Raw genomic sequence first — 13,530 nt, forward strand, 5'->3', positions numbered from 1 at the left:
GGTCGTCAACCGGCGTTGACATTTTCTGGTGTGTCAATCTAAGTTGACGTCATGACCGAAGCAACGGATCTCGCCGAGCGCGCGGGCGACCGCGATCCGCGGATCGGGCTGCGGGCCGTCTCCGCGTTGCGGCGGCTCCTGGAGCAGCTCGAAGCGGTACAGGTGCGCAGCGCGCGCCAACAGGGCTGGTCGTGGCAGGAGATCGCCGCGGAACTGGGTGTCAGCAGGCAGGCCGTGCACAAGAAGTACGGGAGGCAGTGATGTTCGAACGGTTCACCAAGGACGCCCGCGCGGTGGTCCTCGGCGCGGTCGGCCACGCCGAGCGCCTGGACGCCGAGACGGTCGACGAACAGCACCTACTGCTGGCGCTCCTCGACCGCGAGGCCAGCCGCGCGTCGTTCGCCCTGACGTCACTGGGACTCGGAGGGCGCAGGGAGTCCGTCCGGCGGGCTCTGGCCGAGGCCCGCCGACGCGGCGGCCTCTCCCGCGCCGACGCCGAAGCTCTCTCGGGGCTGGGCATCGACGTCTCGGCGATCGTCTCCCGCGTCGAGGAGGCCCATGGCGAGGGCGCCTTGGAGCCTGCCGCCCAGGGGAACGGCAAAGGGTGGTGGGCCGGTTTCGTCGGCCAGCGGCGTCCTTTCGCCCGCGGTGCCAAGGACGTCCTCACCGAGTCACTGCGCATGGCCCTCGCCCGGAAGGATCGGCACATCGGCGACGAACATCTCCTCCTTGCCCTCACCGCCCGCCCCGGCGTCCCGTCGGAGGTCCTGGCCGACCACGGCGTGACCTATGTGGCGCTGCGGCGCGTGCTGTACGGCGGGGGAGAGGCGAAGGCGGGCTGAGAGGGCGCAGAGGGTGGCGGGGAGGCGAGGCGGTCCGTTCCTGGGCCGCCTCGGCCGTGCTCAGCCCTCGGCCGTGTTCAGCCCTCGGCCGTGTTCAGCCCTTGGGTGTCCGCAGCATCGCGCCTATGTGAGCCGCCGCCGACGACAGCTGTCGGCGGGCGTCGCGCAGTTGCTCCTCCGTGACCCCGTGATCGCGGGCCGCGTCGCGGATGTCGTCGCGGAAACGGTCCAGCAGGCGGTCCAGGTCCCGGGTGGGATCGCCCGTGGAGTCCTCATGGGCCCAGGAAGGCTCGTAACCGGCGGGGAAGTCCTCGGGGGTGTCCGTGTAGTCGGGACGGTCGGGGTGGTCGGGACGGTCGGGCTTCCTCGTCTCGGCCCCCGCCCCGGCTCCCGTCCCCGCCCGGCCGAAGCCGAAGTCCTTGCCGAACTCCTTCCCGAAGTCCTTGCCGAAATCGCCGAACTCCTTGGCGAGCTCGGTGAGGCCCTCCCGGACCCCCGTCGGCCAGTCACCCCGGGTGAAGTGGTCCTGCACCTGGTCCTGGACGCGCTTGGCGATGCGCTGGAACTCTTCCTGTGCCTGCGCCCGGACCCGCTCCTGAGCCTCCTTGGCCTGGTGCCGGGTCCGCTGGGCCTCCTCGCGGGCCCGTCGGCTCTCGTCCTTGGCGCGCCGCGCCTGCTCCTTCCACTCCTGCTTCACGCGCCGCATCTCCTCCTTCGCGGCCCGCCACGCCTCCTTGTCCCCGAGGTCCGTGAAGTCGCCGCCCGCGCCATCGCGTGCACCGGCTCCCGTGGAACCCCGGCGGGCCTCGCTCGCCGCGGCCCGCATCTCGCGGCGCAGATCTCCCGCGGCGCCCCGCACGTCGGCCCGGATCTCCGCGGCCAGCTCGGCGACCGATTCGCGGATCTCCAGCTCCAGGTCGGCCAGTTCGCCGCTGCGGTCGGCCAGCTCGGCTCGGCCGGCGTCCGTGATCGCGTACACCTTCCTGCCGCCCTCGGTGGTGTGGGTGACCAGGCCCTCGGCCTCCAGCTTGGCCAGCCGGGGGTAGACGGTGCCGGCCGACGGCGCGTACAGCCCCTGGAAGCGCTCCTCCAGGAGGCGGATCACTTCGTAGCCGTGGCGTGGTGCCTCGTCGAGCAGTTTGAGGAGGTAGAGCCGCAGGCGGCCATGGGCAAAGACGGGAGCCATGTCAGAGCCCCTTCTGGTGGGTCGGGCCGTCGGGTGATCCGTCGGTGGCGTCAGTGGCGGTGGAGAGGGGGGCCGGCGCGGGCGTCTCGGGGGTGGGTCCGCTTCCCGGTGGGGCAGGAGCCGTGTCCCGTGGGCCATCCTCCCCGACGGCGGCCTTCTTCTCGAAATCCACATCCGCTTCGTCGTCCCACGGTTCGTCCTCCGCCGGGGGCCTGCGCAGGAGTGCGATCGAACCGGAGACGGTGGTCGCCTTCAGGCGGCCGTTCCCGGCGCCGAGCCTGCCGGTGATCTTCTTGGCGCCCCACTGGCCGTTGATCCGCAGGTCCTCGAAGGCGCTGGAGACCGTGCCGCTCGCCGAGTCCACCTCCACCTCCGCGTCCGCCGGGTGCGGCAGGCGGACGGCGATCTCTCCCGAGATGCTGGTCAGCCGGATGTCGCTGGACCGGCCGGCCGGGTCCAGGTCGACGATCACGGAGCCGCTGATCGAGTCCACCCGCACGGAGGGGCTGGAGCCCTCGATGACGGTCAGGTCACCGGAGACGGAGTTGAGCCGGAGGTCGCCTGTGAGGGCCTGTACCTCCACGTTCCCCGAGACCGTGTCCGCTCGGACCGGGCCCGACAGGCCCACGAGTGTGGTGTCGCCGGAGATGCCCTTCACCACCGCCCGGCCGTCGATGCCGGAGACCACGGCGGTGGCGCTGACCACGCCCACCTCGACGCGGGTGCCGGCGGGGACGGCCAGGGAGACCACCGCGCTGCGGCGCCAGCCCTTGCGGTCGAGCCACTTGAGGAAACCCTTCCAGGGGAGGTCCTCGTACGCGACTGTCAGGGTGCCGTTCTCCTGCGTGACCATCAGGGGTGGGCCCTCTATCGAGGAGACTTCGAGGTGGGTGGGGCCCTCGTCGGTGCCTACGATGTTGACCGTGCCGCTGGCGATGCGCACGTGGAGGGCCGTCACCGGGTCGTCGAATGTGAGCTTCCTTGGCTCTGCGACGGGCCACTCGGGCATGGGGCTGACCTCCTCGGACGGGGGTGGGCGTGGGGGTGACGCGAAGTGACGCGCCATATCGCGTCTCTTTTAGACACGATATATCGCGGATTCGGGAAGTCAAGGTACTCGTTCTGGTGAACCGGGGTCCTGATGGTGTCAAATATGGATAAATTGACCTCGTGCTGGGCTGGACGTGAGACGTCGGGGGTTGGCTGCTGCTGCCCGGCGGGGGTAATCAGAGTTCGCCCCCGCCGCCCCTACCCGTTCCCGTCACTGCATGGGGGCTGCGCCCCCTCGCCCCTTTATCGCGCTGCGCGCTCGTCCTCAAACGCCGGACGGGCTGAAAGCAGGCCGGACGGTCTGAAAGCAGGCCGGACGGGCTGAAATCAGGAGGCGTTACTCGTCGTCCTCGTCCTCGTCGTCCAGGCGGGCCAGCCATGTTGCCAGGCGTTCTACCGGGATCTCGAAGTCCGGGTTGAGGTCGACGAAGGTGCGGAGTTGTTCGGCGAGCCACTCGAAAGTGACCTCCTCCTGGCCGCGTCGCTTCTCAAGTTCCTCGATACCGCGGTCGGTGAAGTACATGGTGGTTGCTCTCCTGCGTGCGTAACCGGTCGTTCTCCTGCGCACAGCCTACGAAACCGGTCGATGCCCCTCCGCGGGACGATCCCGTGACTAAGGTGTGCATCTGGCGCAGAACGGGTAACTCCCTTTTCCCGAAAGCCTGTTCATCCATGCTGGGTCGTGCGGTTCTGGTGCTGCCGAGCGGCGCGAGACGGAGCGGTGAGATGTCCGAACTGATGACGGCCGCCGGTCAGCTGGCTCCCTACCTGAGCGCCGCAGCGGCGTCGATGGGGACGGCCGTGCTCGTGAGCGCCCGGGACCGGCTCGCCGACAGCGTCGTACAGGGCAGCCGGACGTTCCTTGACGCGGTCCTCGGGCGGGAGGGCGGTGACGCCGGAGCGGGGGAGGTTCTCGCGCGGTTGTCCGGGGCCGAGCGCGAGGTTCTGGAAGCGGCCGTCGGGCACTGGCTCTCGGGCGGTGACCTGAGCGCGTCCGCTCTTGAGGGATGGGTGGCGAAATCCGCCGCTCTCCGGCCGGGCGGGGACTTCCATGTGACCGCCACCGGGACGCACGCCGTCGCCGTCGGGCAGGTTCAGGGGGACTTCCATCTCTCCAGTCCGCCTCGTGAAACCGAGCGCGACGAACGAGCCGGTCGCGTCGATCCTTCGAGCGGCGGATGACCAAACCCGCCGAAGGCGTCCGTGAGGGCGTCCGTGAGAGCGTCCGCGAAGGGGCCCCGGAAGGGCAGGGCGGCCCCAGCGTGCGGGGCGAGGGCACCTGGGTCACGGCTGTCGGCCAGGTGCTCGGCAACTTCGTCGTCAGTCTGGTCGTCGGCGACGCGCTGCAGAGCACGCTCGACGGCGCCCGCAGCTGGCGGGTGTGGAACTGGCCGCCGTTCTTCGTCGTCCTCGGCCTCGGCGGCGCGGCCCTGCTCAGGACTCCCGAGGGGCCTGGTGATCAGGTCCTCTGGTCCTATCTGATGATCGGCTCCGCCGTGCTGATCGCCCTCGTCCGGGTGGTCGGGATACGGGGGCGCGCCGGGGCCCAGGCCCTCGCCTCCGCGCTGTCCGTCGCCCTCGCCGTCGGCGGGACGGTCTGGGTGGAGCAGGTGCGCGGCCACGGGGAGGTCGATGTCGCCGGTCTGACGACGGTCACGCCGTCCCGGCCGCTGCGCGACGGGGAGACACTCGTCGTGGGGGTGGACGGGGGGCCGGTGCGTACGCATCTGCGTCTCGTCCCGCGGGTCGAGGACGCCGACCCGGACATGCAGTCCTGCACTCCGGAGACCCGGCTCGCCCTGCGGCTCGGCGGCGGCCCGAGCACGGTCGACGACGCCCGGTCGGGCCGGCCCGTGGACATACGGCTGGGCGGAGTCCGTGACGGCATACGCGTCACCGTCACGGTCCGCACCGACGCCGGCTGCCGGATGAACGTGTTCGTCGACGACGCCGTGCTGCACGGCTGAGGGGTACGGGGGAACGCAAGGTGAGTACGAACGTGGGCTCGAAGGCCCGTGTGTACGTGGCGGTGGCCGCGTTCTGCGTCATCGTCGCGGTCGGTCTGACGCTCGCGGTCAGTTCGGGCTCGGACGAACAGGACGACACGTTCCTGGGCAAGGAGCGGATCAGCGTCGGCATGCACAACGACCTGCCCGGTATCTCCTACGAGGAGAACTACCGCCGGTCGGGCCTCGACCAGCTGGTGTTGGAGCAGATCAAGGAGGGGCTGGGCATCAAGTCCGCGTCGCCGTCCAACGTGTCCTCGGAAGGGCGTATCCCGGCGTTGCGGAAGGGCGAGGTCGACCTGGTGATCGCGGCCTTCTCCATCACGCCGGAGCGCATGAAGGAGATCGACTTCGTGGGGCCGTACGCCACCACCCGGCAGGGTTTTCTGGTCGGGCCCAAGTCGACGGTCCACGAGCTGAACGACTTCAAGGGCGAGGCCGTCTGCTCCTGGGAGGGGACCACCTCCGTGGCGACCCTTCAGGAGTTCCGGCGCGAGGGCATCGAGATCAAGGAGCTCGTCGACGCCTCCGACTGCATCGAGGCGCTCAAGCGCGGCGAGGTGCAGGCGGTGTCCACCGACCAGATGATCCTCTACGGGTTCGCGCGCCACTACGCGAAGGAGGGGCTGCGGGTCGTGCCCGGCGTCACCATCGGGGCCCCGCAGCACTACGGGATCGGGCTGCCCAAGGGGCACCGGGCGGACTGCCTCAAGCTGCGTGAATTCGTGAAGCGGTACGTCGAGAGCAGTGACTGGATCAACGACGTCACCACGTCGTTGCCGGATATTCCGGCGCAGGAGCCGGGGTGGATCAGTGACTACAAGCCGAGTGACGAGTCCATTGACGCGCGCTCCTGTCGGGACGAACCGAGTGCTTGAGGTGTGTGGTGGGCGCGCCCCTGGGGGCTGCGCCCCCAGGCCCCCCTTCGGCCTGAACGGCCTCGTCCTCAAACGCCGGACGGGCTGACGGACGACGCCGGACGGGCTGAAGGATGACCCCCCGAACGGGCCGGACGGCCGGCATGCCGGAGGGCCCGGGCCGCAGTACTGCCGGACCGGGCCCTCCGTTCGTGCGGGGTGGTGCTCAGGCGTCGAACACCTCGCGCACCAGCTGCTCCTGCTCCGCCTGGTGGCGCTTGGCCGAGCCGACCGCCGGGGACGAGCCCGCCGGGCGGGAGATGCGGCGCAGGCGCTCCCCGTGGGGGATGTCCGCGCCGACCGCCAGGTCCAGGTGGTCGATCAGGTTGAGGGCGATGAAGGGCCACGCGCCCTGGTTCGCCGGCTCCTCCTGGGCCCACAGGTACTTCTCGGCGTTCGGGTACTTGGCGATCTCCGCCTGGAGCTCGGCACCCGGGAGGGGGTACAGGCGCTCGATGCGGATGACGGCCGTGTCCGTGATGCCGCGCTTCTTCCGCTCGGCGTCGAGGTCGTAGTACACCTTGCCCGCCGTGAAGACGACCTTCTTGACCGCGGCCGGGTCCACCGCGTCGTCGCCGATGACGGGACGGAAGCCGCCCGTCGTGAACTCCTCCGCCTTCGACGCCGCCGCCTTGAGGCGGAGCATCGACTTCGGGGTGAAGACCACCAGCGGCTTGTGGTGCGGGTTGTGCACCTGCCACCGCAGGAGGTGGAAGTAGTTCGACGGGAGCGTCGGCATGGCGACCGTCATGTTGTTCTGCGCGCACATCTGGAGGAAGCGCTCCGGGCGCGCGGACGAGTGGTCCGGGCCCTGGCCCTCGTAACCGTGCGGGAGGAGCAGCGTGACGCCGGACGTCTGGCCCCACTTCTGCTCCGCCGACGAGATGAACTCGTCCACGACCGTCTGGGCGCCGTTGACGAAGTCGCCGAACTGCGCCTCCCACATCACGAGGGACTCGGGACGCGCCAGCGAGTAGCCGTACTCGAAGCCCATCGCCGCGTACTCGGAGAGAAGCGAGTCGTAGCAGTTGTAGCGGGCCTGGTCCTCCGAGAGGTACTGGAGGGGGGTGAAGTCCTCGGCCGTCTCCCGGTCGATCAGGACCGCGTGGCGCTGGCCGAACGTGCCGCGGCGGGAGTCCTGGCCCGAGAGGCGCACCGGAGTGCCCTCCAGGAGCAGGGAGCCGATCGCGAGCGTCTCGCCCATGCCCCAGTCGATCGTGCCGTCCTCGACCATCGCCGCGCGGCGCTGCAGCTGCGGCAGCAGACGCGGGTGGACGGTGACGCGCTCGGGGATGTTGACCTGGGACTCGGCGATCCGCTTGACGACCTCCTGGGAGATCGCCGTGGTGACCGCCACCGGGAACTCGGGCTTCACGTCCGGGGCGTGTGCCTCGCCCGGCGCCGAAGCGGCCTCACGGACCTCCGTGAAGACCTTCTCCAGCTGGCCCTGGTAGTCCTGTAGCGCCTGCTCGGCCTCTTCCAGCGTGATGTCGCCCCGGCCGATCAGCGACTCGGTGTAGAGCTTGCGCACCGAGCGCTTCTTGTCGATCAGGTCGTACATCAGCGGCTGGGTGAACGCCGGGTTGTCCGACTCGTTGTGACCGCGGCGGCGGTAGCAGATGAGGTCGATCACGACGTCCTTGTTGAACGCCTGACGGAACTCGAAGGCCAGCCGCGCGACACGGACGACGGCCTCGGGGTCGTCGCCGTTCACATGGAAGATCGGCGCCTCGATCATGCGGGCCACGTCGGTGGCGTACATGGAGGAGCGCGACGACTCGGGCGCCGCCGTGAAGCCGACCTGGTTGTTGATGACCACGTGGACCGTGCCGCCGGTGCGGTAGCCCCGCAGCTGCGACATGTTCAGGGTCTCGGCCACCACGCCCTGGCCCGCGAAGGCCGCGTCACCGTGCAGGGCGACGGGCAGGACGGTGAAGTCCGTGCCGCCCTTGTTGATGATGTCCTGCTTGGCGCGGGCGATGCCCTCCAGGATCGGGTCGACCGCCTCCAGGTGCGAGGGGTTGGCGGCCAGCGAGACCCGGATCTGCTCGCCGTCCAGGCCCGTGAAGACACCTTCGGCGCCCAGGTGGTACTTGACGTCGCCGGAGCCGTGCATCGACTTCGGGTCGAGGTTGCCCTCGAACTCCCGGAAGATCTGCGCGTACGACTTGCCGACGATGTTGGCGAGGACGTTCAGCCGGCCGCGGTGGGCCATGCCGATGACGACCTCGTCCAGACGCGACTCGGCGGCGGAGTCGAGCACCGCGTCGAGCAGCGGGATGACGGACTCGCCGCCCTCCAGGGAGAAGCGCTTCTGCCCGACGTACTTCGTCTGAAGGAAGGTCTCGAACGCTTCCGCCGCGTTCAGTCGGCGCAGGATGCGCAGCTGCTCCTCGCGCTCCGGCTTGGAGTGCGGGCGCTCGATGCGGTCCTGGATCCACCGGCGCTGCTTCGGGTCCTGGATGTGCATGAACTCGACGCCCGTGGTGCGGCAGTACGAGTCGCGCAGCACCCCGAGGATGTCGCGCAGCTTCATCAGGGACTTGCCCGCGAAACCGCCGACCGCGAACTCGCGCTCCAGGTCCCACAGGGTGAGCCCGTGCTCGGTGATGTCCAGGTCGGGGTGCTTGCGCTGGCGGTACTCCAGCGGGTCGGTGTCGGCCATGACGTGGCCGCGGACCCGGTAGGAGTGGATCAGCTCGAAGACACGGGCGGCCTTCGTGACGTCGCTGTCGTGCGAGGCGTCGATGTCCTTGAGCCAGCGGACCGGCTCGTAGGGGATGCGCAGGGCCTCGAAGATCTCGTCGTAGAAGCCGTTCTCGCCGAGCAGGTAGTTCGCGACGACCCGCAGGAACTCGCCGGACGCGGCGCCCTGGATGACCCGGTGGTCGTAGGTCGACGTGAGGGTCATCACCTTGGCGATGCCGAGCTTGTTCAGGGTGTCCTGGGAGGTGCCCTGGAACTCCGCCGGGTAGTCCATCGAGCCGACGCCCATGATGACCGACTGTCCGGGCATCAGACGCGGGACCGAGTGGACGGTGCCGAGGCCGCCGGGGTTGGTCAGCGAGACCGTGACGCCGGAGAAGTCGTCCATCGTCAGCTTGCCGTCACGGGCCCGGCGGACGATGTCCTCGTAGGCCTGCCAGAACTCGAAGAAGTTCAGCGTCTCGGCCTTCTTGATGCCCGCGACGACCAGCTGGCGGTCGCCGTTGGGCTTCACCAGGTCGATGGCGAGGCCGAAGTTGACGTGCTCCGGCTTGACCAGGGTCGGCTTGCCGTCCTTCTCCGTGAAGGAGTAGTTCATCGACGGCATGGCCTTGATGGCCTGCACCATCGCGTAACCGATGAGGTGGGTGAAGGAGATCTTCCCGCCCCGGGCACGCTTCAGGTGGTTGTTGATGACGATGCGGTTGTCGAAGAGCAGCTTCACCGGGACCGCGCGCACGGACGTGGCCGTGGGGACCTCGACGGAGGCGTTCATGTTCTTCGCGACCGCGGCGCTCGGGCCGCGCAGTGTCACGTACTCGGGACCCTGGGGGGCCTCGGACGCGGGCGCGGCCTTGGCGGCGGCCGGCTTGGCCGCCGCGGGCTTCGCCGGGGCGGCGGCCGGAGCAGCCGCCTTGGCCGGCGCGGCGGCGGTGGCGGGCTTCGCGGCAGCCGGTGCGGCCTGGGCCTGGGCGGCCGGAGCCGGAACCTTGGCCGGTGCGGCCTGAGCCGGAGCCTGCGCTTGCGCCTGAGCCGGTGCGGCCTGGGACGTGGCGGGGGCGGCCGGAGCCGCCTTCGCCGGAGCCTGCGGGGCAGTGGTTCCCGCGGCCCCCGCGGCCGCGGTACCCGCCGGAGCCGAGGCGGCCACGCCGCCGGGCTTGTAGTCGGCGAAGAAGTCCCACCAGGCTCGGTCTACCGAATTCGGGTCCTGGAGGTACTGCTGATAGATCTCGTCGACGAGCCACTCGTTCGGGCCGAAGGCCGCAGCGGGGTTCTTCCCGGCTTGGTCCTCGGTCGAGACGCTCGATGAGTTACTGGGGGACTGTGGCGACACGGCGGCAACCGCCCTCTTCCGCTTCACAAGGTGATGGACAGCGGGAATAAAGGCTACGCCCCCCGGACCGGCTAGGTCAGTCCGGGCCTGGTCATCGTCGCGTAAGTCACATCGGAAAGCGTGTTTCGGCGTTCGAAATGGCGGGAAACAAGCGAGGTTCCGATGTGAAATGGGCACGCCTGCTCGGGGCTGCGACCTCGGAAGGCCGAACCGCCGTGGCAGGAACGCACGATGACACGTGTCCTGCTGCCCCATCACGTGGATCTTGGGCTCTCGCTTCGAACCCTACGTCAACCTGTCCGGCGAGGGCACTCCCGGAAGAGTGACCTGGATCCGGCAACCCCGCTGGGATTCGGCCACGCCGATCCGGCCGCCGTGCAGATCGACCGCCCAGCGGGCGATCGCGAGCCCCAGCCCCGTGCCGCCGTCGCTGCCCGGGCCGTGCGGAGCGACGACCCCGCCGCGGTTGAACCGCTCGAAGACCCGGTGCCACTCCGAGCGCGGGATGCCGGGGCCCTCGTCCAGGACTTCGAGGTCCAGCGACTCGGGGCCGTCGCCGCGTCGGGCCTTCACCGTGACGCGGCCGTGCGGCGGGCTGTGCTTGACCGCGTTGTCGATGAGGTTGGCGACGACCTGGTGGATCCGCTCCGGGTCCGCGTGCGCGCTCAGCTCCGGCGGCGACACGTCGAGGTGCAGATGGACGTCCGTACGCGTGTGACTGCCGGAGCCGGAGGCGATGCCCGCGCGCGCGGACGCCACCATGTTGGCCTCCTTGAGCACACCCGACAGGTACGGCCACACCTCGAAACGGCGCTTGCGCAGCGGTACGACGCCGTTGTCCAGGCGGGAGAGGTCGAGCAGCGTCTCCACCAGCCGGCCGAGCCGCTCCGTCTGCTTCAGGGCGGTGCGCATCGTCTCGGGGTCGGCGGCCGAGACACCGTCCACGACGTTCTCCAGGACCGCCCGCAGGCCCGCGATGGGGGTGCGCAGCTCGTGCGAGACGTTCGCCACGAGCTCCTTGCGCTGGCGCTCCTGGGCCTCCAGGTCGTCGGCCATGCGGTTGATCGTCTGGGCCAGGTCGCCCAGTTCGTCGCGGCGGTCGGCGCCCCTGACCCGGCGGGTGTAATCGCCGTGCGAGATGCCCCGCGCGACGGTGTTCATCTCGTCCAGCGGAGCGGTGATGGAGTGCGCCACGAACTGGGTGATCAGCAGGGTGGCGATCATGGAGAAGACCGTGATGAAGCGCAGTTCCGTCTCGGTGCGCACCGCGATCATCAGCAGGCCGGTGGTGATGAAGACCGAGACGACGACCAGCGTGCCGAGCTTCGTCTTGATCGAGAAGGGACGCACGTCACCCCAGGATCCGGCAGCGGGACCCGCGCCCAGAACCGGGCCGGGGCCCGGACCCGCGCCCGCGCTCGTGCCGGGCGGGGGCGGCGGGGGCGGCGTGGTGCCCGAGGTCGTACCGGGCATGCTGCCGGCCCCGGAAGCCCAAGCCGGCGTCGAAGCCGAACCCTGAGCCGATGCCGATGCCGATGCCGATGCCGAATCCGGAGTCGGAACCGGGGCCGCGCCCGGCTTCGTGCCCGGAGCCGGGGGCGTCGCTGAGAAGCCTCTCCCGTCGTCTCCGCCTTCCCCGTCGCTCGGGCCGGAAGGCGCACCCGCGCCCGGACCCGCTCCGGCGGCCGGGCCGGAGCCCTTGCCGGAACCCCGGCCCGAGACCCGCCCCGCACCCGCCTTGACGCGCTTGCGCAGTACGCCGAGACCCCTCATCACATACGCCCCCTCGGTCAGGGTGCCCGACCCTAGGGTGTCGGGGTCTCCAGCGCGTAGCCCACGCCGTGCACCGTACGGATCCGCTCCGCGCCGATCTTCCGGCGCAGCGCCTTGATGTGGCTGTCCACGGTCCGGGTGCCGGAGGCGTCCGCCCAGTCCCAGACCTCGGCCAGCAGCTGCTCGCGCGAGAGGACCGCGCGGGGTGTGTTCGCCAGGCAGACCAGCAGGTCGAACTCGGTGGGCGTGAGGTGTACGTCGTCGGCGCGCACCCGCACCCGGCGCTGGGCGTGGTCGATCTCCAGCTCGCCGAGGCGCAGGATGCCGGAGCGCGGGGTGGACGCGGCCAGCGCGGCCCGCTCCACGCGGCGCAACAGAACGTGCACGCGCGCGGCCAGCTCCCGCATCGAGAACGGCTTCGTCATGTAGTCGTCGGCGCCCACGCCGAGGCCGACCAGCATGTCCGTCTCGTCGTCGCGGGCGGTGAGCATCATCACCGGCACCGGACGGGCCGCCTGGACGCGGCGGCAGACCTCCAGGCCGTCGAAACCGGGCAGCATGATGTCGAGGATCAGCAGGTCTGGCTGCCATGCCTCGGCCGTGTCCACGGCGGCCGGCCCGTCACCCGCCGTTTGCACGAGGAATCCCTCGGCGCGAAGCCGGGCGGCGATGGCGTCGACGATCGTCGGATCGTCCTCGACCACCAGCACCCGGCGCTGAGCGCCCGGCGTGGCCGCCGTGCCGTTGTGCGAGGTGTGTGTCTGCTCCATCGCCCGCCCCTGAGTGTGCTTTCCGGAACCAGTGGGGTGATTCCATGACTGCGCTTGACGCTTGAATGATCGGCGTCAGAGCAGCAGGGTACGGCCAGTGACCGCCGCTCGGCTATCCAGGCCTTACCGCGAGATGCACCACGTCCGGAACGCCCCGGGCAACGGGGATCTCTTCGGTACGCACCTGTTGGAACCCGGCATTCCGCAAGGTTCTTGCGAAATCAGGCGAAGGTTTGGCCGACCAAACAGCGAGTACCCCGCCGTCCCTCAACACCCGTGCGCACGCGGCGAGTCCGGCCTGTGAGTACAGGCTCTCGTTGCCCTCCGTGACGGTCCACTCGGGTCCGTTGTCGATGTCGAGGCAGAGTACGTCGTACGTGTCGGATGTCTCATTGACGTGTGCGACGAGATCGACCTCGATGATCTCGGTGCGCGGATCCGCGAGTGCGGGGGCCGACAGTTCCGAGAGGGGCCCGGAGCGGTGCCAGTCGATGATGGCCCGCTCCCGTTCGGCGACCGCGATACGGCCCCAGCGGGGGTCGGCCGCCGCGTGGGCGAGGGAGAAGCCGACGCCGAGGCCGCCGATCAGGATCTCCGGTTCGGGGCGCCCGTCCAGCGCGCCGAGCGCGGCGTCGACCAGCAGCCTCTCCGAGCGGCCGTCGGAGGTGTCCATGAGGAAGCAGCCGTTGGCGATGATCTGCAGCAGCTCGCCGTGCCGGCGCAGCACGACCTCGCCGTACGGTCCCTCGCGGCGGTCGATGACTTCGGGGCTGCCGTGCGGGGCGTCGTACGCGGTCATGGGTTCATCCTGGCAAGCGGGCCCCGGTCCGGCAGCCGATTTTCGCCACGCGGCGGGAGGGCTCGGGGGCCGGCGGTGGCCGACTGTGGGGCTTGGCGGGTCGGCGCAGGGTGGCGAACCGACCGGGCTCGGTAAGCCGGCCAGTCCC

Annotated in this window: 12 protein-coding genes; 5 read left to right on the forward strand and 7 right to left on the reverse strand. The window is 70.2% G+C overall.

The genetic code is table 11. The annotated features are described in order from the left end of the window. Window positions 1–51: 51 nt before the first annotated feature. Together K3769_RS16750 and K3769_RS16755 are read left to right on the forward strand one after the other, a co-directional pair. Window positions 52–261, forward strand: coding sequence for a helix-turn-helix domain-containing protein (locus tag K3769_RS16750; RefSeq protein ID WP_267027226.1), 210 nt, complete (start codon window positions 52–54; stop codon window positions 259–261). After that, complete coding sequence (locus K3769_RS16755; protein ID WP_267027227.1) at window positions 261–842, forward strand: Clp protease N-terminal domain-containing protein; 582 nt, start codon at window positions 261–263, stop codon at window positions 840–842. Before K3769_RS16750 ends, K3769_RS16755 begins: the two co-directional genes overlap by 1 nt. A 94-nt stretch (window positions 843–936) precedes the next feature. On the opposite strand, the gene K3769_RS16760 is transcribed toward K3769_RS16755, so the two are convergent. From K3769_RS16760 to K3769_RS16770, 3 genes are all read right to left on the reverse strand, one after another. Further along, window positions 937–2,028 (reverse strand): PadR family transcriptional regulator, encoded by a 1,092-nt coding sequence (locus K3769_RS16760; RefSeq protein ID WP_267027228.1) that lies wholly within the window; start codon window positions 2,026–2,028, stop codon window positions 937–939. 1 nt (window position 2,029) lies between these two features. Further along, complete coding sequence (locus K3769_RS16765) at window positions 2,030–3,037, reverse strand: DUF4097 family beta strand repeat-containing protein (protein ID WP_267027229.1); 1,008 nt, start codon at window positions 3,035–3,037, stop codon at window positions 2,030–2,032. Window positions 3,038–3,415: 378 nt separating this feature from the next. Continuing rightward, on the reverse strand, window positions 3,416–3,601 hold the full coding sequence (locus K3769_RS16770; protein ID WP_267027230.1) for a DUF6104 family protein: 186 nt from the start codon (window positions 3,599–3,601) through the stop codon (window positions 3,416–3,418). Between the two features lie 203 nt (window positions 3,602–3,804). On the opposite strand from K3769_RS16770, the gene K3769_RS16775 reads away from it, so the two are divergent. From K3769_RS16775 to K3769_RS16785, 3 genes are read left to right on the forward strand one after another with little or no spacing between them, the layout of a single operon-like run. Further along, window positions 3,805–4,260 (forward strand): hypothetical protein, encoded by a 456-nt coding sequence (locus tag K3769_RS16775; protein ID WP_267027231.1) that lies wholly within the window; start codon window positions 3,805–3,807, stop codon window positions 4,258–4,260. After that, window positions 4,257–5,045, forward strand: coding sequence for a hypothetical protein (locus K3769_RS16780; RefSeq protein WP_267027232.1), 789 nt, complete (start codon window positions 4,257–4,259; stop codon window positions 5,043–5,045). The genes K3769_RS16775 and K3769_RS16780 overlap by 4 nt, the downstream gene beginning before the upstream one ends. A 20-nt stretch (window positions 5,046–5,065) precedes the next feature. Next, window positions 5,066–5,962 carry a transporter substrate-binding domain-containing protein gene (locus tag K3769_RS16785; RefSeq protein ID WP_267027233.1) on the forward strand — a complete coding sequence of 299 codons (897 nt, stop codon included), beginning with the start codon at window positions 5,066–5,068 and terminating at the stop codon, window positions 5,960–5,962. 205 nt (window positions 5,963–6,167) lie between these two features. Here K3769_RS16785 and K3769_RS16790 read toward each other — a convergent pair whose 3' ends face one another. The 4 genes from K3769_RS16790 to K3769_RS16805 form a co-directional block, all read right to left on the reverse strand. After that, window positions 6,168–10,040: a multifunctional oxoglutarate decarboxylase/oxoglutarate dehydrogenase thiamine pyrophosphate-binding subunit/dihydrolipoyllysine-residue succinyltransferase subunit gene (locus K3769_RS16790; protein ID WP_267027234.1), complete on the reverse strand. Its 3,873-nt coding sequence runs from the start codon at window positions 10,038–10,040 to the stop codon at window positions 6,168–6,170. Window positions 10,041–10,325: 285 nt separating this feature from the next. Beyond that, entirely contained in the window at window positions 10,326–11,513 is a 1,188-nt protein-coding gene (locus tag K3769_RS16795; protein ID WP_267027235.1) for a HAMP domain-containing sensor histidine kinase, read from the reverse strand. Between the two features lie 332 nt (window positions 11,514–11,845). Then, window positions 11,846–12,583: a response regulator transcription factor gene (locus tag K3769_RS16800; protein ID WP_107021341.1), complete on the reverse strand. Its 738-nt coding sequence runs from the start codon at window positions 12,581–12,583 to the stop codon at window positions 11,846–11,848. 112 nt (window positions 12,584–12,695) lie between these two features. Then, window positions 12,696–13,382 (reverse strand): spermidine synthase family protein, encoded by a 687-nt coding sequence (locus tag K3769_RS16805; protein WP_267027236.1) that lies wholly within the window; start codon window positions 13,380–13,382, stop codon window positions 12,696–12,698. Window positions 13,383–13,530 lie beyond the last annotated feature (148 nt).

Source organism: Streptomyces ortus, from assembly GCF_026341275.1.
GTDB lineage: Bacteria > Actinomycetota > Actinomycetes > Streptomycetales > Streptomycetaceae > Streptomyces > Streptomyces ortus.

What these genes read in the sequence shown, in the direction of transcription:
- K3769_RS16750 (WP_267027226.1), top strand. Translation starts at nt 52, where the DNA reads ATGACCGAAGCAACGGATCTCGCCGAGCGCGCGGGCGACCGCGATCCG.
- K3769_RS16755 (WP_267027227.1), top strand. Translation starts at nt 261, where the DNA reads ATGTTCGAACGGTTCACCAAGGACGCCCGCGCGGTGGTCCTCGGCGCG.
- K3769_RS16760 (WP_267027228.1), bottom strand. Translation starts at nt 2,028, where the DNA reads ATGGCTCCCGTCTTTGCCCATGGCCGCCTGCGGCTCTACCTCCTCAAA.
- K3769_RS16765 (WP_267027229.1), bottom strand. Translation starts at nt 3,037, where the DNA reads ATGCCCGAGTGGCCCGTCGCAGAGCCAAGGAAGCTCACATTCGACGAC.
- K3769_RS16770 (WP_267027230.1), bottom strand. Translation starts at nt 3,601, where the DNA reads ATGTACTTCACCGACCGCGGTATCGAGGAACTTGAGAAGCGACGCGGC.
- K3769_RS16775 (WP_267027231.1), top strand. Translation starts at nt 3,805, where the DNA reads ATGTCCGAACTGATGACGGCCGCCGGTCAGCTGGCTCCCTACCTGAGC.
- K3769_RS16780 (WP_267027232.1), top strand. Translation starts at nt 4,257, where the DNA reads ATGACCAAACCCGCCGAAGGCGTCCGTGAGGGCGTCCGTGAGAGCGTC.
- K3769_RS16795 (WP_267027235.1), bottom strand. Translation starts at nt 11,513, where the DNA reads ATGCCCGGTACGACCTCGGGCACCACGCCGCCCCCGCCGCCCCCGCCC.
- K3769_RS16800 (WP_107021341.1), bottom strand. Translation starts at nt 12,583, where the DNA reads ATGGAGCAGACACACACCTCGCACAACGGCACGGCGGCCACGCCGGGC.
- K3769_RS16805 (WP_267027236.1), bottom strand. Translation starts at nt 13,382, where the DNA reads ATGACCGCGTACGACGCCCCGCACGGCAGCCCCGAAGTCATCGACCGC.